Here is an 18,754-nt window from a genome sequence, read left to right on the forward strand (position 1 = left end):
CTGCCCTCCACACTCAATCGGCGGTTCGTAGCTGGTCGAAGAGGCCGATCTCGCTCATCGCGGTGGCGAAGGTCGGCCGGCCGGGGCTGAGCCAGTCGGGGTCGTAATAGGGGAACTCCTCGCGGTCGTACGTGTGGCCGGCCCCCAGGAAGGAGGCGATGTAGGCGTGCACGGCGGCGGTGGCCTCCGGGGTCCGGGGGCGGGCCGCGTAGGACAGGCTCCACTGGTCGCGGTCCCGGCCGAAGAGGCTGGCGTGCCAGAGATGGACGTCGAACACCAGGACATCACCGGGGACGGTGTCCAGCACCACGCCCGGCCAGACCCGCGCCTCCCGTTCCTCGTCGACGGGCGATGCCGCGGCCACGGTCTTCCGGTACCGGTCCGCTGCCGCCGAGAATTCGGGCCGGTGGGAACCGGGCAGGACGCGCAGGGCGCCGTCGGCACCGGTGAGCGGCTCCAGGTAGCAGACGAGTTTCACGGCCTCGAGGTGCGGATCGCCCGAGTCGCGGTGCCAGGGCGAGGTGTCCCGGTAGCGCACGCCCTTCGGGGGCTTGGGCACCACCGGGCTTTCCAGGAGCCTCTCGGCGAGCCCGAGCAGGACCGGGTCCGAGGTCAGGGCGCGGCTCACCGGAGAGGCGGCCCCCATCAGCGGCAGGTAGAACCCGTCGTAGCCGGTCGCCTCGGACGCGGGGGCGTCCGGCATCCGGTAGGCGCGGGAGAGGTTGCCCACCACCTCCTCCCGGAGCCGGTCGACGGTCTCGGCGGACAGGAGCCCCGGCAGCCTGAGATAGCCGTACGTCCGGAAGAAGGCCAGATCCTGGTCCGAGGGCACGGGGCGCGAGCCGCCCCGTGCCGCCTGCGCGTCGTCCGTCCGCCCGCCGTCCGGGCGCTGCTCCGTCCCGGTCATCGCAGTGCTCCCCGCAACAGGTCCCAGCCATCGCCGATATCGGCCTCCACCTGGTTGAGCCGCGCCGTGACCACCTGGTCGAACGCATCGAGGAAATACGGATCCCCGGGTGCGGACACGATCTCGCGCCCGCTCGCCACGAAGTCGCCGACGATCGCGAGCAGCCCCCTGTCGGCGGTGACCCGGCCGATCACATACCGGTCGGCCCCCGGCAGTTCCGGGAAGGCCGCCTCCCGGTAGAGGTAGACATCGCCCAGCAGATCGACCACGACCGATGCCTGGGGGTAGGCCGCGGGCCGCATGGTGCCCGCGTCGATCCGCGGAAGGCTTTGCAGGGTGCCGTGACGGATGCCGTGCAGCGCGTACCCGTAGTCGATCTCCAGGCCCGGCAGCCGTTCGGCGGCGATCTTCTCCGCCGTGTGCATGGCGTCGGCCAGCTCGTCGCGGTCGCGCGGCGACAGTGCTCCGCCCTCGCGTCCGCTGTAGTCCTCCCGCACCGTCAGGAAGTCCACCGGCCGGCCGGCCGAGTCCGGCCGGAGATCGGCCAGGTAGGCGACGACCTCGGGCAGTTGCGCCGCCCGGCCCGGCAGGATGACGTAGTTGAAGCCGACCCGCACCGGCGCGGCGCGCTCGGCCCGTTCACGGAGGAAGTCCGCCACGTTCGACCTGACGCGGGCGAAAGCGCCCGTACGGGTCGTGACCGCCGCGTACTCCTTCTCACTGGTCCCGTAGAGGGAGATCCGCAGGGTGTGCAGATCCCACAGGCCCGGCTGTCTGCGCAGGGTCGCCGCATTGAGCGAGAAGCCGTTCGTGTACATGCTCGCCTTCATCCCCCGGCGCGCGATGCGCCGCACGAGCGCACCCGCCCCGGGATTGGTCAGCGGTTCCAGCCCGCCCGATATGTAGAAGGTGAACGGGTCGTCGGCCGGCGCCTCGTCCACGACGGCGGCCAGCGCCCTCTCCCCGTCCGGCAGGCTCGACGCCGCATAGCGCGCCCCGCTCATGCGGGCGCAGAAGCTGCACCGGAACATGCAGGTGGGCCCGGGATACAGACCCACCCGGTAGGGGAAGCGCGGTCGGTTTCCCAGGATGTCGTCGAAGACCCCCGCCCGCTCCATGGGGAGCACCGTGTTCCTCCAGTACTTCCGGGCGGGGCCGTCGAGCACGGTGTCCCTGACGGCGTCCGTCGTACGCAGCAGACGCAGCAGTTCCCCGAACGCGGCCCGGTCGGCCCCGACCCGGGACCGGGCCCCCTCCAGCGTGCTGAACGGATGGGTGCGCAAGTGCCGTGCGAGCACGATGAGTTGCCCGGTCCGGCGCCGTACGCTCTCCGCCGTCGCCCGTCCGTCGCCCGAACCTGCCACGTACAGCGCCGTCAGCGCATCCGCGACGTGGGGGGCGAACGCGGACATCGCGTCCTCGATGGTGCCGTCGATGACGGCTTCCGCGCTCTCGTGCAAACCGTGCGGCCCCATCCTCTTCTCCTTCGTGAGATGCTCCGGAGCGCCTGGCCTCAGACCGGCTGCGCGTACTCCCTGGTGGTCATGCCGCCGAGCCGGTACCTCAGCGTCGGCCGGTAGGTGCAGCCGACGGGGACACCGAGCGCCATCAACTGCTCCAGCAGGATGTCGTCCTCGGTGATCCGGTCCTCCATCTCCTGCGGCGTGCGGGTCCGGTGGAAGTTGAGCAGGCGCAACAGCCGCCGATCGAACAACCACTCGCCCATGTCGACCATCCCGCGGGTGCCGTCCGGCAGGGTGAAGGCCGTGCTGTCGCGGACGACCGGTCCGTCGTCCATGACTCCGACGGACCTCAGGTCCTCGAACCGCGCCAGCGAAGGCTCCCCGCCCGGGAGCCAGGGGAAGCGGGTGACACCGGTCGGCCGACTCTGCGCGTCGATCAGGGTGCGCCAGGAGTGGACCGCCGGAAGACCCGGCTCGGCGGCCTCCAGCAGACTGGCGAGATGGGTGGGCTCCCACTCGTTGTCATCGTCCAGGAACGCCACGAAGTCCGCGCTCGTACGGCGTACCGCCAGATCGCGCAGGACCGCGATCCGGTCGAACGGATGCGCCACGGAGGAGTCCTGCTCGTCGATCCGGATGACGCGCGCTTTCAGCGCCTCGGGAAGCGGGGGGAGCGCGGTGCCGAAGCCGTCGAGCCACAGGGTGGTCCGGACTTCGGCGTCGGTCTCCTGCGCGAGGATGCTCCGCAACGCCTTGCCCAGGGTGGGGCGTTCGCCCTTGGTGATCACGACGACGTCGACCGTGACCGGGGACGGCGCGGGCGATTCGGAGGAACCTTCGCCCGCGCGGGGCACACCGTCGAGCCCCCGGCGCGCCGGGCGGCCCGACGTGGTGGCCGCCTCGTCGAGCACGCGGGCCAGTTCCTCGATCCGTTCGGGTTCGGCGAGGAACACCGGGTGTGGCACGACGACGCCGGATTCGTGCCACCGGCGGGAGAGGGGCGCGGAGAAGGACTCCGCCGGCAGCTCGGCGTACTGCTTGACCGTGGACGGCAGATACAGCGGACCCTCCGGTACGGGCGGGTACACCCGGTCGAGGGTCACACCTGTGCGTTCGTACACGGTGTCGATCAGTTCCGCGGGGCCGCGAGTGCCCCGCGGGATCCGCAGCGCCAGCCCGTAGAAGGTGCCCGCGGCCAGGATGCCAGGATCAGCGGGAACCTCCCAGCCCCGGCCGGTCAGCGCGGCGACGAAGCCGTCCGCGGCCTTCGCCCGCCGGGCCGCCTGCTCCGGGAACCGGGCCAGCTGGTCGATGAGCAGGGACGCCGACGTCTCGGCGAGCGCGTGATTGGCGCCGTGCAGGAGCCGGGCGGGTTCCAGTTCGTTGGGCGCGGCGGGCTCCGGGCTCTCCGCCAGCCGTCTGGAGTCCTTCACCAGCGACTCCAGACGCGCGGCGAGGTCCGCGTCGTCGGTGAGGACGGCGCCGCCCTCACCGCAGGTGATGGTCTTCGTGGCCTGGAGGCTCATGAGGGAGAGGTCGCTCGACCCGCCGAGCGCGCTGCCGTCCGCCGCCGGACCGAACTGGCAGTGCGACATGTCCTCGATGACGGGGACTCCCGGCCACCGGGCCCTGGCCCTGGCCACGTCGAAGGTCTGGGCGTAGAGGTGGACGGCGAGGATCGCGCTCGGCGCTTGGTCGAGCGCGTCGGCCGAACCGCACGGGGACAGCTCGGTGGCGTCGAAGTACACCGGCCGTGCGCCGACCCGGAACACCGCGGTGGCGCAGCTCACCCAGGTCGTCGCGGGCATGGCGACGGTGTCGCCGGGCCCGATGCCGAGCGCGTGCAGGGCGACCACGATCGCACTGGATCCGTTGGTGGTCAGCACCGCGTGCTCGCGGCCGGACATCTCGGCCAGGGCACGGGCCGCGCGCCGGTTCGCCGACGGCCAGGCGCTGCGAGCCCCGCTCACGGCGAGCCGGCCGCTCAGCAGCGGCAGCACCAGCGCCTGCGCCGAACGCTCGTCCGTGACGGGCCACCCAGGCCACCCGGACCGCGGTCGCACGGCCGGGCGGCCGGAAGTCGTATCGTCGTTCACGGGGTGCTCCTATTCGGGGTGGGCCGCACGGCTCGTGACGTCGGCGATGGGCAGCAGGGCGGCGGGCGGCGCGCCGGCGGGAAGGCCGGGACCCGGATCGCTCCGGGGGACGCCGGCCGGGCACGAGGCGGCCGTCAGCCGGACGATGTGCTGCGCGTAGTCGGGATTCGACTCCTCGTCGAAGTCCACGTACCGGTTGCGGTAGCACCAGTTGCATTCCTCGAAGCGGGGCGAGATGCCGCGCTCCCATGCGGCGTGCTCCGCCCTGAGCCGTTGGTAGGCGTCGCCGTTCCAGATCTGCTCGAAGGGCGTGGTGGTGAGGTCGCCCAGCAAGTAGGCGGAGCCCGGCGCACCGATCAGGTGGTCGCAGAAGCCCACCTTCCCGGTGTGGTTGACATAGCAGTACATCCAGGGATGCGTGCAGGTCTTCCCGGCGTGCTCGCTCACCGCCCATCCCTCGTCGAGTGCCGCCGCCAGCCTGACGTCGGCGCCGGTCTCCTCGGCGACGGCCGCGGCCTTCCGTACGGCACGGGCGAGGCGTTCCCGGTGGAAGCGGAGGTTGCCGGGGTCGTCGGAGCCGAGGGTCACCGGTGCCAGGTGCACCCGGAAGCCGAGGCCTCCGGCGATCTCGATGATCCGGTCGAGTTCGTCGAGCGCGGCGGCCTGCACCACCACATTGAGGTTGATGCCGTCGGTGCCGACGCCGCTGACACGGGCCTCGTCGGCGAGGATCTCGAGGTTCCGGAGGATGGTCCGGAGCTTCGCGCCCGTTCGCAGGGCGGCGAAGGTCGCCTCCTCCGCCGCGTCGAAGGACACGGTGATCAGGGACCGGTTGCGGACGAGGTGCCGCCACAGCCGCTCGTTCGGAACCGTCAGATTCGTGACCAGGCGGACCCGGCAGCCGTACGCGAGCGTCTTGTCGACGTACTCCGGAAAATTCCGCAGTACGGTGCTCTCACCCCAGCCGCGGAGGTCGACGATTTCGGCTGTCGGGAAGAGTTCTTCCGCGATGTGGTCGAACAGCTCGACGGACATGTTCTTCGACCGGTCGAACGCACCGCCCGACCGGCACATGGGGCAGGAAAGATTGCAGTTCTCGGTGAGTTCGACGAAGAGTACGCGAGGCCGGCTGAGGAGCGATGTGCTGCCCGCTGCGAATTCTTGGAGATTCAGCTCGCGGTTCGCCTTGCGCGAGGCAGACGTTAATTCAGGCATTGCATTTTCCCGGCCGCCGCCTTGTGTTTCGGGCACGTCAAACCATTCTCCCGTCCGTGCTCGTCTTTGTCCTTCATTCCGTGCGATGCGCGGTGAGGTCGGACAGCCGGGTCAGCGGCCAGTCCACCGCCTCGATCTCGAAGGACCTGGATGCCCCGGCGTGTTCCTGCGGTGGTTCGGCGCGGTCGAGCCCGATGAAGCGGAATTGCTGGAACTCGCGTGGCACCGCGACGGTGTGTTCCCAGTACGGGCGGTCTCCCGGGCCGAGAGCGGCCGACAGTTCGGGATCAGGCGAGCGGTGGGGTGCGGTGGAGACGTCGCAGAGCACCATCACCCTGGCGGCGCACCGCAGGGCCTCGTCGAGAACCCGGCAGGCCGTGGCCTCCGGCAGCGCCCGCCAGTAGTCGGTGATCACGGCGAGGTCGGCCTGCCGGTCGGCCAGTGGGAGCCGGGTCCCGATCAGCCGGTAGGAGGTGTCGGCCGAGGACGCCTCGGTGGGGCCGACGGTCCAGGCCGGCCGGGGCAGGTCCCGGGGCCAGGCGGCCGAGGAGCCGATGAGAACGGTGCGCTCCGCCTCGGCGATGGCCTTCGTCGCCGCGGGCAGCGCGGACAGCCGCGCCGTGTCGAGCGACCGGGGGTCGAGCCGCGCGGTGAAGGCGTCGAGCGCCGGGATCACGGTCCGCGCGTTCAGGAGGTCGAAGCTGCACACGGCCTCGACCTCGAACAGCGGATGGCGGGTGAACAGCAGGAACTCGTTCCGGCGGTCCCGCAGCAGGTCGCGGTGGCGGGCCCGCTCATGGGGCTGGTGCAGGGCGCGGGCAGTGGGGACGAACCGGGTCGCAAGCCCCGCGAGCCCGAGCCGCAGGCCGAGTTCCATGTCCTCGACGCCCTTGACCGGGAAGCTTTCGTCGAAGCCGCCGACCGTGTGGAAGGCGTCGCGCGGGACGCTGACGTTGTGCGTCCAGAAGAACGCCCAGGCGCCGTGACTGTCCGGGGACAGCAGCTCGTCCAGGGGATCGCGCAGAACCTCGTGGGATTCCGCCCGGGTGAACACCTCGTCGATCGCGTGCCAGTCCCATGCGGCGCCGACCCGCAGGGCCCAGGTCTCGGGCGTCAGTTCACGTCCGTACGTGTAGCCGCAGGCGGCGATCGGCCGGGTGGCCTGCGCCGCCAGGTGAGCGGTCAGGAGGTCCGGGTGCGCCACGCAGTCGACGTCCAGGAAGACGAGCACCTTTCCGGCGGCGAGCGCGGCACCCCGGTTCCTGGCGCCGGCCGCACCGAGGCTCTCGGGATTCCTGACGACCCGCAGGTCGATGGCGTCGGCCAGGCCGCGCTCGGCCTCGCAGAGTGCGGCCATGTCGTCGCGTGAGCCGTCGTCCACCACGATGACTTCGAATGCGTCGGCGGGCAGAGACTGGAATGTGAGACTCCGAAGAGTCCTCAGTAATTCATCGGGTCGGTTATGCGCCGGAATTACGACGGAGACGTCAGGCACTTCGGGCATACCTCCAAGCAGACACAGCATCTCGTTCTGGGTCGCTGAGGACCCGATTCCAGATAGCGCTCTCTCGGGATGTCGTGAGCCTAGGCACGGCCCGAAGATCCAGTCAAGGGCTCGACTCCCGGGGCGTCATTGAAAGCCCCGATGTCAGGGATGACCGGTATCGACCGGTTGATAGGGTGAAAGGGAGGCTTTATGGGGTCTTGGCGTGCACGTTATAAACCCTTGACTCTTATGCGAGCCGCTTGTTAGCGTGCTGGCTTTGTTCGATCCGTATCGTCGATTCGACAAGAGGTATCGATGAAGTGCGTGGTCATCACAGGCGGAGCCGGGTTCGTCGGATCTCATTTAGCGGATTATTTTCTGCGCTCCGGAAGCCGGGTGGTCTGCCTGGACGATTTCAGTTCAGGACGCTGGGAGAACCTGGAATCACAACGGAGCGGCGCACTGGAAGTCCAGCCTGTCGATGTCGCGGACGAGTGCGATGTGGCGGGCCCGGTCGACGCGGTACTGCACTTCGCCTCGCCGGCCTCCCCGGCCGACTACCTGCGGACGCCGCTGGCCGCCATGCGGGCGGGCTCGCTGGGGACGCTGAACGCGCTCGAACTGGCCCGCCGCAAGGGCGCGCGGTTCCTGCTCGCGTCGACGAGTGAGGTGTACGGCGATCCGCAGGTGCACCCGCAGGAGGAGAGCTACTGGGGGCATGTGAACCCGGTCGGCCCCCGCAGCGTCTACGACGAGGCGAAGAGGTTCGGTGAGGCGCTGACCATGGCCTACCGGCGGCAGCACGATGCCGATGTGGCCATCGTCCGCATCTTCAACACCTTCGGCCCGCGCATGCGTCACGACGACGGCCGGGCCGTGCCCACCTTCATCAGCCAGGCGCTGTCCGGTGCCCCCATCACCGTCTCCGGGGACGGCAGTCAGACCCGGTCGTTCTGCTACGTGGACGACCTGGTCGAGGGCGTCGTCAGAATGCTCGAATCGAAACTGGTCGGGCCGGTGAACCTCGGCAACCCCGAGGAGATCCGGATAGACGAGATCGCCCGGCGGATCATCGAGCTGACCCGCTCGACGTCGCGGATCGAACTCGTCGACCGGCCGACGGACGACCCCGAGCGCCGTCGGCCGGACATCTCGAAGGCGCGGGGTGAGCTGGGCTGGGAGCCCAGATTCACCGCAGAGGACGGGCTCAGACGGACGATCGACTGGTTTCGCCACCTGGCCCAGGCTCCTGCGGCATGACGCGGGTCCTGACCGGCGGGCGCCGCGCCCGCCGGCCGGAACCCTCCGTCGCGCTACCGCCCGGCTTCGGCGGCGAGGGCGAGGACCTTGCGCACGCCCTCCGGCTCCGGCAGCGACCGGAGCGTGGTGTCGAGCTGGTCCCCCGCGAAGTCGCGGAGATCCGACGCGTGGTCCGCGTCCAGCGCCACATGGCCCTGGGTGAAGATGTGGTTGAGGGTGATGGCCAGTTGCATGCTCATCGATTCCTCGCTCAGGTCGACGCTCCCACCGTGCGCGACGTACGCGGCGAGAGCCTCGGACACGGCACCGCTGTCGACGTCCGAGCCGTGCGTGTACCAGCGCAGCAGAACCGACGCGAGCTCCCGCTCCGGCACGGCGGGGCCCACGTCGTCCCAGTCGAGCAGGGCGTGGTCCTGGCCGCCGAGGCGCAGCACGTTGGAACTCTGGAGGTCCCGGTGGCAGAGGATCATGGCGTCCGGGGAGGCCGGGGCCACCCATCCGCCGAGCGCCGAGATCTGCTCGGCCTTCGCGGCCAGTTCGCCGTACCACGGGGCCTTCGCCTCGGCGGCGGCCGACAGCAGTTCCTTCCAGTCGCCGGCGTCCGGCACCGCCTCGTACCAGGGGTCGACGGGCAGGCCCGCCGCGGACACCCGCAGCCCGTGCAGCCGGGCCAGCGTGGTGCCGAGCCACCGCGCGGCCCCGCGCTGGGTCTCCGCGTCCGCGACCGGGCTGCCCTCGACCCACGAGTACGCCCTGAGCCGGGCACCGTCCGGTCCGGACAGCACGTGCCCCCCGTTGACGGTAGGGATGTTCTCGGGGGCCGTGACCCCTGCCCCGGCGGCGAGGTCACGGAGAGCGACCTCGGTCTCGACGTGCTCCCACCCTTCGGACCAACTCATCTCCTTGACCGCGAAACTGCCGCGAACGGTGTCGATCCTCCAGATCTGGCCCATGGCACCCCGGCCGGCCCGGGTGACGGACACCTCCTGGTCGGGAAATCCGAATCCGGCGCAGACCCATTCGATCTGTGAAGGTAAAGACCCGGAGTTGGCAGGGGTGTCATTCTTTGAGTTTTCTGACAAGATCTCATTCCCATCTGTGGGGAGTCATGGCGGATCAGGATCATCGTAACGGACCCAGAACGGATCTTCCACCCTCGAGTAATTTTTCGGCGACAGCGCTTCGCGTGGCCTTTGCGGTCGATGAAAGATATGTGCTGCCGCTGGCCGCATCGGTGCGATCGTTGCTGGAAAATTCCACATTCGACGAGGTCGAGCTGTACGTCCTCTCTTTCGGGATATCAGAAGAATCGCGCGACCGGCTGACCCGCTCCTGGGAGGAGTGGGGTGCCGTGTGCCGATTCGTCGACATAAGGTCCCCCCTCCTCGCCGGACTGCCGGAGAATTCGCGGGCCACGCCGTACACCACGGTGGCCACCTACGGGCGGCTCCTGCTGCCGCGGGTGCTGCCGCCGGACTGGGACCGGGTGCTGTATCTCGACGCCGACACGCTCACGGTCGCCTCGCTGGCCCCGCTCTGGGGTACCGAACTCGGCACCGTACCGGTCGCCGCCGTCCAGGACCGCGAGATACGGTTCGTCTCCAGCCACCACGGCATCCAGGACTGGGCGGCCCTGGGCATGGAGCGGGAAACCCCCTACTTCAATGCCGGTGTGCTGCTGATCAACCTTGACCAGTGGCGCGCGACGGCATTGGCCGAAAAGGCGTTGCGGTACATCAGTGACCATTCCGAGAGTATTCTGCACATGGATCAAGAGGGGCTGAACGCCGTTATCTCGGGTAATTTCGTTCTGCTGGGGGACGAGTGGAACGTCTCCAGCTATTGGCATGATCCGGCACATCGGACCGGCCCTTTCCAGGATATCCTGGAAAGGGCTGCAATTCGCCACTTCACCTGGCGGGACAAGCCTTGGACGACCCCGGTCCGCACCTCGGGTTCGGACCTCTTCTTCGGCTATCTGGACAGAACCCCGTGGAGAGGCCGGCGCCCCTGGGATGAAGAGGCGGAATCAGCGGCGGAGACGCAGCCCGGAAAGGACGGAGGGGTCAGCAGATGAGAATCCGCATGGTGTCGGTCGTGGGTGGGGACATGTCCCTCCTCCCACATGCGCTGAACCACTACACCGGGCTCGGTGTCACCGATTTCCACCTCGTGCGCCAGCTCGACCCCGCAGAGGACGGGTCCGCGCTGGCCGCCTCGGAAGCGGTGATGGCGGCGGCCGGCCTCTCGTTCGCGCAGGTTGTCCGCAGCCCCTGGGCCGAGGACCTCAACCCCCGGCTCATCCGCGCCCAGATGGAGAGCCACCCGGACGACTGGTGGCTGCTGGCGGACCTGGACGAGTTCCATGTCTACGACCGGCCCCTCCAGGACGTCGTCGACCACTGCGAGAGCGGCGGCTTCGACTACGTGAAGGGGGCGGTCCTCGACCGGGTGACCCTGGACGGATCGCTTCCCGAACTGGATCCCGTGACGAGCCTCTGGGACCAGTTCCCGCTGGCCGGTCCGCTCACCCTGCGCCTGCTCCAGGCGCGCCCCACACAGGTCACGCTGGCCCGCGGCTCCGTCCGCGTCGACTTCGGCCAGCACCGTGCCTGGACCGGCACCCCCGCGCCGTGGGACGAGATCTACACGCAGGTGGACCACTTCAAGTGGACGGCGTCGGTCCGGCCACGGCTCGAAAGGCGCATCCAGGCATACGCGTCCGGGGAGTGGCCCGTGATGAACACGTGCATCATCGACGAGTCGAGAAGGGTCCTGGACCATCTCCTGGAGCACGGGGAGAGGATCGACGTCGGCAACCCGGAGTTCGCGTTCGAGAGGTGCGGGAAGGGCGGGTACCGGGCATGGCCCCAGTTCGCCCGCATGATGCAGGAGTTGTACGAGCCGGACGATGCGAGGCGCCGGGAGCGATGGCTGCTGCGGCACGGCCTGAAGTGACCTCCGGCGAGCTCCGTCCACCCGTGGGAATCGGGCTCATCGGCTGCGCGGACATCGCCCTGCGCCGCGTCCTGCCAGAGGTGGCGGCGTGCCCCGACACGGTGCTCGTCGCCGTGGCGAGCCGAACCCCCGAGAAGGCCGAGGCGGTCGCCGGGCGCTATGGCTGCCGGGCGGTGCGCGGCTACGCGGAACTGCTCGACATCCCCGAGGTGTCGGCCGTCTACGTGCCGCTGCCCGCCGCCCTGCACGCCGAGTGGGTGGAGGCAGCCCTGCGGGCGGGCAAGCACGTCCTCGCGGAGAAGCCACTGACCACCGACGCCCGGCGGTCCAGGGAGCTGCTCGAACTGGCCCGCTCGAAAGGGCTGGCGCTCATGGAGAACATCATGTTCCTCCACCACGCCCAGCACCGGGCCGTGCGGGGACTGGTGCGTGAGGGGGCCATCGGTGAGGTGCTGTCGCTGAGCGCGGCGTTCACCCTGCCCCGCAGAAGGGCCGATGACATCCGCTACCGCCGGGAGCTGGACGGCGGAGCACTCTGGGACGTCGGCATCTATCCGATCCGGGCCGCGATGCACTTCATCGGGTCCGACCTGCACGTCCTCGGCGCCTCGCTCACCCAGGACGAGGACCTGGGCGTCGACACCGACGGCGCCGCCCTTCTGAGGCACCGCGGCGGAGTCACCGCGCAGCTCTCCTTCGGCTTCGACCAGGCGTTCCAGTCGGCCTACACCCTGCGGGGAAGCGAGGGGCGGATCGTCGCGGACGACGCGTTCACTCCTCCGTCCGGTCTCCGGCCGCGTGTTCGTATCGCCACACGCACGGGCGCGGAGCACCGGATCGCGCTGGACAAGGACAACCAGGTACGCAACACCCTCACGGCCTTCGTGCGGTCGGTGCGCGCCCGCACCGAACCCGGCGACGCCATCGTCCGGCTGGCGGACCTCACGGCCGCGGTCCGCGAAGCGGCGACCCGATGAGCCGGGATCCGATGAGCCGGAATCCCGGACCTCTCCCTCTGGAGGAACCATGCAGGTGCTGTGCTTCCACCACATCACGCCGTCCCCGGCGTCCGAATTCGACGTCACGCCCGGCCAGTTACGGGACATCGTCCGGCTGCTGAGGGAGAAGGGAACACGGATCGTCCCCCCTTCGTCCGCCCCCACGCACCGGGCCGCCGAGATCGGGGCCCCCGCGGACCGGCAGGAGGACGAGGTCGCCATCCTGTTCGACGACGGGTACGCCAGCACGCTCGGTTTCGCCCTGCCTCTCATGGAGGAGCTGGAGGCGGTCTTCGGCATGGCGGTCGTCCCGGGGCTGCTCCAGGAAACGGAGCGCCCTTCCTATCTGCCGCACAGCTCGGTCGAGTTCACCACGGCCGAGGGCGTACGGCGATGGCTGGACTCCGGTGGCGAGCTGATCGGCCACTCGTTCTCCCATGTGAAGATGACGGCCCTGGCCACGTCGAGCGTGCGCTTCGAGCTGGAGCGGGAGCTGGAGGCTTACGAGGCCCTGAACCTGCCCGTACCGAACCAGTTCGCCTATCCCTTCGGGGCGTCCGACCCGCGTGTCCGCCGGGAAGTCGCGGCGCACTACACCTCGGCGTTCGCCACCGGAGGCGGCGACGGATCGGCTTTCGATCTGCACCGCATAACGTTCAGGCAGTGGAAGGTCCCCAAGCTCATGGCCCTGGACTGGGCGTTCCTGGCCAGGCCGGAGAACGACTGACCTCCCGGACCACCGGCAGGCTGCTGATCCCACGATCGCCCTGGTGCAGGCGATGAGCAGTTCCTCGATGGCCCCCGGGTCGTCGACGCCCGTGTCGTGGGTCTCGACCACGGTGCAGGGGGCCTGCTCCGGGTGTCCGGCACCTCGCAGGAGTAAACGGTCCGGCCGGCGCAGGCCCTGGCTGCCCCGGCCCCCGGAGCCGTCGGATCAAGCGCCCTGGCTACCATCCCCTGTGACCGAATCAGCCGAACCGCGTGCACGACGCACTCATATACTCGCCGACCTCACGCCCCTGCGGACCTCGCCCGACTACCGGCGGCTCTGGTTCGGGAACACCGTTTCCTGGGTCGGGCAGGGCATGACGGCGCTGGCTGTCTCGCTTCAGGTCTACGACATCACCGGGTCCACGTTCTCCGTCGGGCTCATCGGGTTCTGTTCGCTCGTGCCGCTCGTCGTCTTCGGGCTCTACGGCGGGGCCGTCGCCGACACTGTTGACCGGCGCAAGCTCGGGCTCTTCAGCGCCGCCGGGTCGTTCACCCTCTCCCTCGTCCTGGTGGCGGCGACCGTCGTGGGCGTCGAGCATGTCGGGCTGCTGTACGCGATCGTCGCCCTCCAGGCCGTCTGTTTCGCCCTCAACGCCCCGGCCCGCTCCTCGATGATCGCCCGGCTGCTGCCGCCCGAACAGCTGCCCGCCGCCAACGCGTTGAGCTCCATGACCAGTACGACGGGCACGCTCGTGGGCCCCATGCTGGGCGGGCTGATCGTCGGCTGGTGGGGGTACCGGGCCGCGTACACCGTGGACGCCGTCTGCTTCACCGCCTCCCTGTACGCGATGTGGCGCATGCCCTCGATGCTGCCCGACCGCAAGGGCGGCGACGCGGCTAAGCGGGCCTCCGTCCTGGACGGGCTGCGGTTCCTCGGGACCCGGCCCAACCTGCGGATGACCTTCTTCTCCGACCTGTGCGCCATGGTCCTCGCCCACCCCCGCGCCCTCTTCCCGGCCGTCGCCGTCCTCTGGTACGGGGGTGACGCGCGGACCACCGGACTGCTCGTCGCCGCCCCGGCCCTCGGCGCGCTGCTCGGCGGGGTGTTCTCCGGCTGGTTCGGCCGGATCCGGCGGCACGGGCTCGCGGTCCTGCTGGCCGTCGGCTCCTGGGGCACCGCCATCGCCGTCTTCGGACTCACCCGCAACCTCTGGCTCGGGCTGCTCTTCCTCGCCCTCGCCGGCTGCGCCGACACCATCTCCATGGTCTTCCGCAACACCATGCTCCAGGCGGCCGTCCCCGACGAACTGCGCGGCCGCCTCCAGGGCGTCTTCATCGTCGTCGTCGCGGGCGGGCCCCGCCTCGGCGACTTCCTGGCCGGTTCGGTCGCCGACCTCACCTCGCCCGCCGTCGCCGTCACCGGCGGCGGCATCCTGTGCGTGACCGCCGTCGCCCTGCTCGCGCTGAAGTGGCGCGCCTTCGCCCGCTACGACGCCCGCGACCCACAGCCGTAGTCGTGGCCGTAGCGGGCTGAGGTGCCGTCAGGCCGTGTAACCGCCGTCCACCGCCAGCGTGGTGCCGGTGATCCACTGGGCCTCCGGGCCCGCCAGGAACGCCACCGCGTTCGCGACGTCCACGATGTTCGCGGTGATCCCCTTCGGCGCCACATCGTGCGCCAGCCCCTTCGTGAAGCCGACCAGCGTCGACTTGCTCATCGCGTACAGCGTCACGTTCGGCACGGGTACGCGGGTGGCCCAGCAGCTCCCGATGCTGATGACCCGTCCGCCGTGTCCCATGTGGGGGAGGGTGGCCTGGGTGGCGAGGAAGACGGCCCGCACATGGACGGCGAGCGTGCGGTCGATCTCGGCCAGAGTCACGTCCTCAACCGGGCCGAAGGGGAAGATCCCGGCGTTGTTCACCAGGACGTCGAGCCCGCCGAGCGTCGCCGCTGTCTGCTCGACCGAGTCCGCGACGGCCGCCGGGTCCGCGCTGTCGGCCTGGATGGCCACCGCCTTGCGGCCCAACGCCTCGATCCCCGGCACGACTTCCTTCGCCCGATCGGCAGCACTCACGTACGTCAGCGCCACATCGGCGCCCTCCCCGGCCAGGCGGAGGGCGACCGCGGGGCGGCGCTGCGCGGTGCGATGGAGACGTTCTGGGAGCACGGGTACGAGGGCACCAAGCTCACCGACCTCACCGCCGCCATGGGCATCAACTCCGCCAGCCTCTACAACGCGTTCGGCTCGAAGGAGGAGTTGTTCCGCGAGGCCGTGGCCCTCTACGGCGCCACCGCGGGGATCGTCGACCGGCCGCGCCCTGAGGGAGGAGCCGACGGCCCGGGCCGCCGTCGAGGCCGTGCTGCGCGGCAACATCGCCATCGGTCGCGGAGCTGGAAGCACGGCTGGAACGAGCCGTCGAAGAAGGTGAGTTGGCGCCCGAAACCGACGTACGCTCCGTCGCCTCCATCTACGCGACCGTCCTGCACGGGCTCTCGATCGAGGCGCGCGACGGCGTGCCCGTGGAGCGGCTCAGCTCCACGGTGGACCAGGCCGTCGACCTCTGGGACGCCCTGGTCCGCCCTGGTCCGACCTGATCCGAACGGAAGGTTCTAACCGACGATCGAGCGGGCGAAGCCCAGGTCCACGAGGTCCTGCGGGCGCAACCGCAGCTGGTCGGCCGTGGCCCCCGTCTCCGACGGCGGTCGCTTGAGGATCGCCGCCGCCAGTTCCGGGGCGATCACCGAGAAGTAACTGTCCGCCGTGACATGGGTGTTGTCCGGTGCCGCGAGCGCCAGCGCCCCGCCCGAGCCGCCCTCGCCGATCACCAGCGTCGTCACCGGGACCCGGGCCGCCGCGATCGCCGCGAAGGTGTCCGCGATGGCCGCGCCCGCGCCCGCCCGTTCCGCCTCGGCGTCGTTGGCCGCGCCCGGGGTGTCGACCAGGGTCAGGACGGGGACGCCGAGCCGGTCCGCCAGCCGGATCGTCCGGGCCGCCGCGCGGTAACCGGCCGGGCGGGTCGGCGTACCGCACTGGGCGACGTACGCCACGGGCAGCCCGTCCGCGCGCAGCCCGAAGCCGCAGAGGAGCCCGGGGTCCGTGGAGCCGGTACGGTCGCCGTGGAGGGGGAGCCGTACGGCGAAGTAGTCGGCCAGATACGCCTCCACGCGCGGCCTTCGCGGATCCCGGGCCCGCGCCACGGCCTCCCGCCCGGTCTCCGGAAGCCGGGCCGCCGACTCCGTACCGGCCCCCGGCAGCCCACGCGGCACCGGCTCGGCACCGGCCCCCGCCAGCGCACGCGGCACCGGCGCGGCGGGAAGCGAGCCGCCCCGGGGCGGGCCTCCCGCGAGGTGCGAGCCGACGCCGGGTGCACCGGGCGCCGCGCCAACCCCACCGTGCGGCCCCAGCGCGTGCAGCCAGTGGCTCACCGTGGTGGCCAGCTCCTCGGGCGGGACCACCGCGTCCACCTGGCCCGCCGCGAACTGGCCCTCGGCGCTGTACGCGTACGGGTCGGCATCCGGCGGACGGACCCGGGAGCCGGCGAAGCCCACCTGCGCGTTCGGCAGAGCCAGGACCACGTCCGCGCCCGCCCCCACCGTGGCCCAGCCGCCGCCGGTCGTCGGGTCGCGGACCACCGCGATCTGCGGGAGGCCGGCCGCGCGCAGCCGGGTCGAGGCGGCGGCCACCCGCTGGAGCTGGGTGAGCGCGACCATGCCCTCCTGCATCCGGCTGCCGCCCGTGGCGACGAGCGCCAGCAGCGGGAGGCGGCGGGTCAGGGCCAACTCGTACGCGGCCGCCAGCCGGTCCCCCGTACGGCAGCCCAACGAGCCGCCCAGAAAGCCGAATTCGAAGGAGAGCACGACGCACGCCCGGTCCTCGACGACCCCGGTGCCGTACACCACGGACTCTTCCTCGCCGGTCCGGGCCGCGGCACGTTCCCGCGCCGCGTCGTACCCCGCCCAGCCCAGCGGGCCGTCCGGCGGCAGGGCGCGCGGCGGCGGGCGGTGTTCGGTGAAGCCCGCCGCGCCGGTGAGCAGGGCGATCGCCTCGCGAGCCGTCGCGCGGGCGCGGTTCTCGTCAGGCACGGAGCGACCTCTTCATGATCTTGCCCAGGTCGTTGCGGGGCAGCGCGTCCAGATAGCGCACGGTGCGCGGGCGCTTGTGCGGGGCCAGTTGGGCCGCCACCCGGTCCGCCAACTCCTCGGGAGAGGGCGGAGAGTCGGGGTCCGTCGCGACCACCCAGGCCACGACCCGCTCGCCGAGGTCCGGGTCCTCCTCGCCCGTCACCGCCACCTCCCGGACTCCGGGATGCGCGAGCAGCACGTTCTCGATCTCGCCCGCGCCGATCTTGTAGCCGCCGCTCTTGACCAGGTCGGTGGCCTTGCGTCCGACGATCGTCACGTATCCGTCCGCGTCCACCGTGCCCACGTCTCCTGTCCGGAACCAGCCGTCCGCCGTGTGCGCGGCGGCCGTGGCGTCGGGCCGGTTCAGATAGCCGGTGAACAGGTTCGGGCCGCGCACCTGGATCTCGCCGATCGCCCCGGGCTCGTTCAGCACCGCCCCGTCGTCCTCCGCGAGGCGCAGCTCCACCCCGGCGAGCGGCGGCCCCACCGTGCCCGGGCGCGGTACGCCGTCCGCCCGGATCCCCGTGTTCATCAGGGTCTCCGTCATGCCGTACCGCTCGATCACCCGCCGCCCGGTCGCCGCCGCGATGCGCTCGTGGTCGTGCACGGGCAGCGCCGCCGAACCGGAGACCAGCAGCCGTGCCCCGCTCAACGCCCGGGTCAGGGACTCCCGTTCGCCTGCATCCGCCGATCCGTCCAGTGCCTCCGCCAGGCGGTGGTACATCGTCGGTACGCCGAACAGCATCGTGCCCCCGGACCCCAGCTCACGGGCCACGCCAGCGGGCGAGAACTTCCCCAGGTGGCGCACGGAGCCGCCGCGCCGCAGCGGGCCGAGGACGCCCAGGATCAGCCCGTGGACGTGGAACAGCGGCAGCGCGTGGACCAGGACGTCGTCGCCGGTCCACCCCCAGGCGTCCTCCAGCGCGTCCAGGGACGCGGCGACGGCCCGGCGGGGCAGGACGGCCCCCTTGGGCGGGCCGGTGGTGCCGGAGGTGTAGACGATCAGGGCGGGGGCCTCGGGGGCGGCCTCGTCGATGCCGTATGCGGCGGGACGCGCCTCGCCCGCCCCATCGGCCTCGCCCGTGGCGGATACACCGGAGACCGCCCCGTACGCCTCGGAGCCCTCCCGGGCTCCCGAGGCCGCCGCCGCCCGCGCGTCCACCCTCACCCGCCGCAGCTTCTCCAGCGCCGGGGGCAGCTCGTCGTCCGGGCCCGCCAGTACGGCCGTGGGCTCGCTGTCGCCCAGGATGTGCGCCAACTCGCGTTCGCCCGTACGGGGGTTGAGCGGCACCGCCGGAACCCCCGCCCGCAGGGCCGCCACCACCGCGATCACCGTCTCCGGCGTCGGGGTCGCCCACACGGCGACCCGGCCCGCGTCCGCGATCCGGGCGGCGAGAGCGGTGGAGGCGGCGGCCAGCTCACCGTAGGTCAGGGACAGGTCTCCGAAGCGGATGGCCTCCCGGGAGGCCGCCGGGCCGGTGGGGGACTGGAGCGCGGGAAGAAGGAGGGTCACGCCGGGAAGCCTAGGGCGTCGGCGGCG

The 18,754-nt window shown here is 71.0% G+C and carries 15 protein-coding genes and 1 pseudogene; 7 read left to right on the plus strand and 9 right to left on the minus strand.

What is annotated here, in order from left to right; genetic code table 11:
- Positions 1-13 precede the first annotated feature (13 nt).
- From A3Q37_RS18415 to A3Q37_RS18435, 5 genes are all read right to left on the minus strand, one after another.
- A complete protein-coding gene (locus A3Q37_RS18415) occupies positions 14-907 on the minus strand; it encodes a phytanoyl-CoA dioxygenase family protein (protein ID WP_065485812.1) in 894 nt (297 codons plus the stop codon).
- Positions 904-2,382 (minus strand): dTDP-4-amino-4,6-dideoxy-D-glucose ammonia-lyase, encoded by a 1,479-nt coding sequence (gene desII, locus A3Q37_RS18420; protein WP_065485814.1) that lies wholly within the window; start codon positions 2,380-2,382, stop codon positions 904-906. The genes A3Q37_RS18415 and desII overlap by 4 nt, the downstream gene beginning before the upstream one ends.
- Positions 2,383-2,420: 38 nt before the next feature.
- Positions 2,421-4,466: an aminotransferase class I/II-fold pyridoxal phosphate-dependent enzyme gene (locus A3Q37_RS18425; RefSeq protein WP_141693576.1), complete on the minus strand. Its 2,046-nt coding sequence runs from the start codon at positions 4,464-4,466 to the stop codon at positions 2,421-2,423.
- 9 nt (positions 4,467-4,475) lie between these two features.
- Positions 4,476-5,681, minus strand: a complete 1,206-nt coding sequence (locus A3Q37_RS18430) for a radical SAM protein (protein WP_065485818.1) — start codon at positions 5,679-5,681, stop codon at positions 4,476-4,478.
- A 73-nt stretch (positions 5,682-5,754) separates the two neighbouring features.
- The gene (locus tag A3Q37_RS18435; protein ID WP_079137855.1) at positions 5,755-7,206 is read right to left on the minus strand and encodes a glycosyltransferase family A protein; all 1,452 of its coding nucleotides are present in this window, start codon (positions 7,204-7,206) and stop codon (positions 5,755-5,757) included.
- A gap of 276 nt (positions 7,207-7,482) precedes the next feature.
- Between A3Q37_RS18435 and A3Q37_RS18440 the strand changes: the two genes are divergently transcribed.
- The gene (locus tag A3Q37_RS18440; RefSeq protein WP_065485823.1) at positions 7,483-8,427 is read left to right on the plus strand and encodes a UDP-glucuronic acid decarboxylase family protein; all 945 of its coding nucleotides are present in this window, start codon (positions 7,483-7,485) and stop codon (positions 8,425-8,427) included.
- A 53-nt stretch (positions 8,428-8,480) separates the two neighbouring features.
- Here the strand turns inward: A3Q37_RS18440 and A3Q37_RS18445 are convergent, their stop codons facing one another.
- The gene (locus A3Q37_RS18445) at positions 8,481-9,410 is read right to left on the minus strand and encodes an aminoglycoside phosphotransferase family protein (RefSeq protein ID WP_255311852.1); all 930 of its coding nucleotides are present in this window, start codon (positions 9,408-9,410) and stop codon (positions 8,481-8,483) included.
- Between the two features lie 203 nt (positions 9,411-9,613).
- Between A3Q37_RS18445 and A3Q37_RS18450 the strand changes: the two genes are divergently transcribed.
- The 5 genes from A3Q37_RS18450 to A3Q37_RS18470 all read left to right on the plus strand — a co-directional run bounded on the left by A3Q37_RS18450 (position 9,614) and on the right by A3Q37_RS18470 (position 14,608).
- On the plus strand, positions 9,614-10,504 hold the full coding sequence (locus A3Q37_RS18450; protein ID WP_176711450.1) for a glycosyltransferase family 8 protein: 891 nt from the start codon (positions 9,614-9,616) through the stop codon (positions 10,502-10,504).
- Between the two features lie 32 nt (positions 10,505-10,536).
- Positions 10,537-11,385, plus strand: coding sequence for a hypothetical protein (locus A3Q37_RS18455; protein ID WP_141693577.1), 849 nt, complete (start codon positions 10,537-10,539; stop codon positions 11,383-11,385).
- A 23-nt stretch (positions 11,386-11,408) separates the two neighbouring features.
- A complete protein-coding gene (locus A3Q37_RS18460) occupies positions 11,409-12,362 on the plus strand; it encodes a Gfo/Idh/MocA family protein (RefSeq protein ID WP_255311853.1) in 954 nt (317 codons plus the stop codon).
- 49 nt (positions 12,363-12,411) lie between these two features.
- A complete protein-coding gene (locus tag A3Q37_RS18465; RefSeq protein ID WP_065485830.1) occupies positions 12,412-13,110 on the plus strand; it encodes a polysaccharide deacetylase family protein in 699 nt (232 codons plus the stop codon).
- 232 nt (positions 13,111-13,342) lie between these two features.
- Positions 13,343-14,608 (plus strand): MFS transporter, encoded by a 1,266-nt coding sequence (locus tag A3Q37_RS18470; RefSeq protein WP_065485832.1) that lies wholly within the window; start codon positions 13,343-13,345, stop codon positions 14,606-14,608.
- A gap of 27 nt (positions 14,609-14,635) precedes the next feature.
- Here the strand turns inward: A3Q37_RS18470 and A3Q37_RS18475 are convergent, their stop codons facing one another.
- A complete protein-coding gene (locus A3Q37_RS18475; RefSeq protein ID WP_065485834.1) occupies positions 14,636-15,259 on the minus strand; it encodes an SDR family NAD(P)-dependent oxidoreductase in 624 nt (207 codons plus the stop codon).
- On the opposite strand from A3Q37_RS18475, the pseudogene A3Q37_RS18480 reads away from it, so the two are divergent.
- A pseudogene (locus tag A3Q37_RS18480) lies at positions 15,239-15,687 on the plus strand (TetR/AcrR family transcriptional regulator). The gene A3Q37_RS18475 and the pseudogene A3Q37_RS18480 sit on opposite strands and share 21 nt — an antisense overlap.
- A gap of 15 nt (positions 15,688-15,702) precedes the next feature.
- Here the strand turns inward: A3Q37_RS18480 and A3Q37_RS18485 are convergent.
- Complete coding sequence (locus A3Q37_RS18485) at positions 15,703-17,175, minus strand: carboxyl transferase domain-containing protein (RefSeq protein ID WP_065485841.1); 1,473 nt, start codon at positions 17,173-17,175, stop codon at positions 15,703-15,705.
- Positions 17,168-18,727, minus strand: coding sequence for an acyl-CoA synthetase (locus A3Q37_RS18490; RefSeq protein WP_065485845.1), 1,560 nt, complete (start codon positions 18,725-18,727; stop codon positions 17,168-17,170). The genes A3Q37_RS18485 and A3Q37_RS18490 overlap by 8 nt, the downstream gene beginning before the upstream one ends.
- Between the last annotated feature and the right edge of the window lie 27 nt (positions 18,728-18,754).

Source organism: Streptomyces sp. PTY087I2, from assembly GCF_001687325.1.
Taxonomy (GTDB): domain Bacteria; phylum Actinomycetota; class Actinomycetes; order Streptomycetales; family Streptomycetaceae; genus Streptomyces.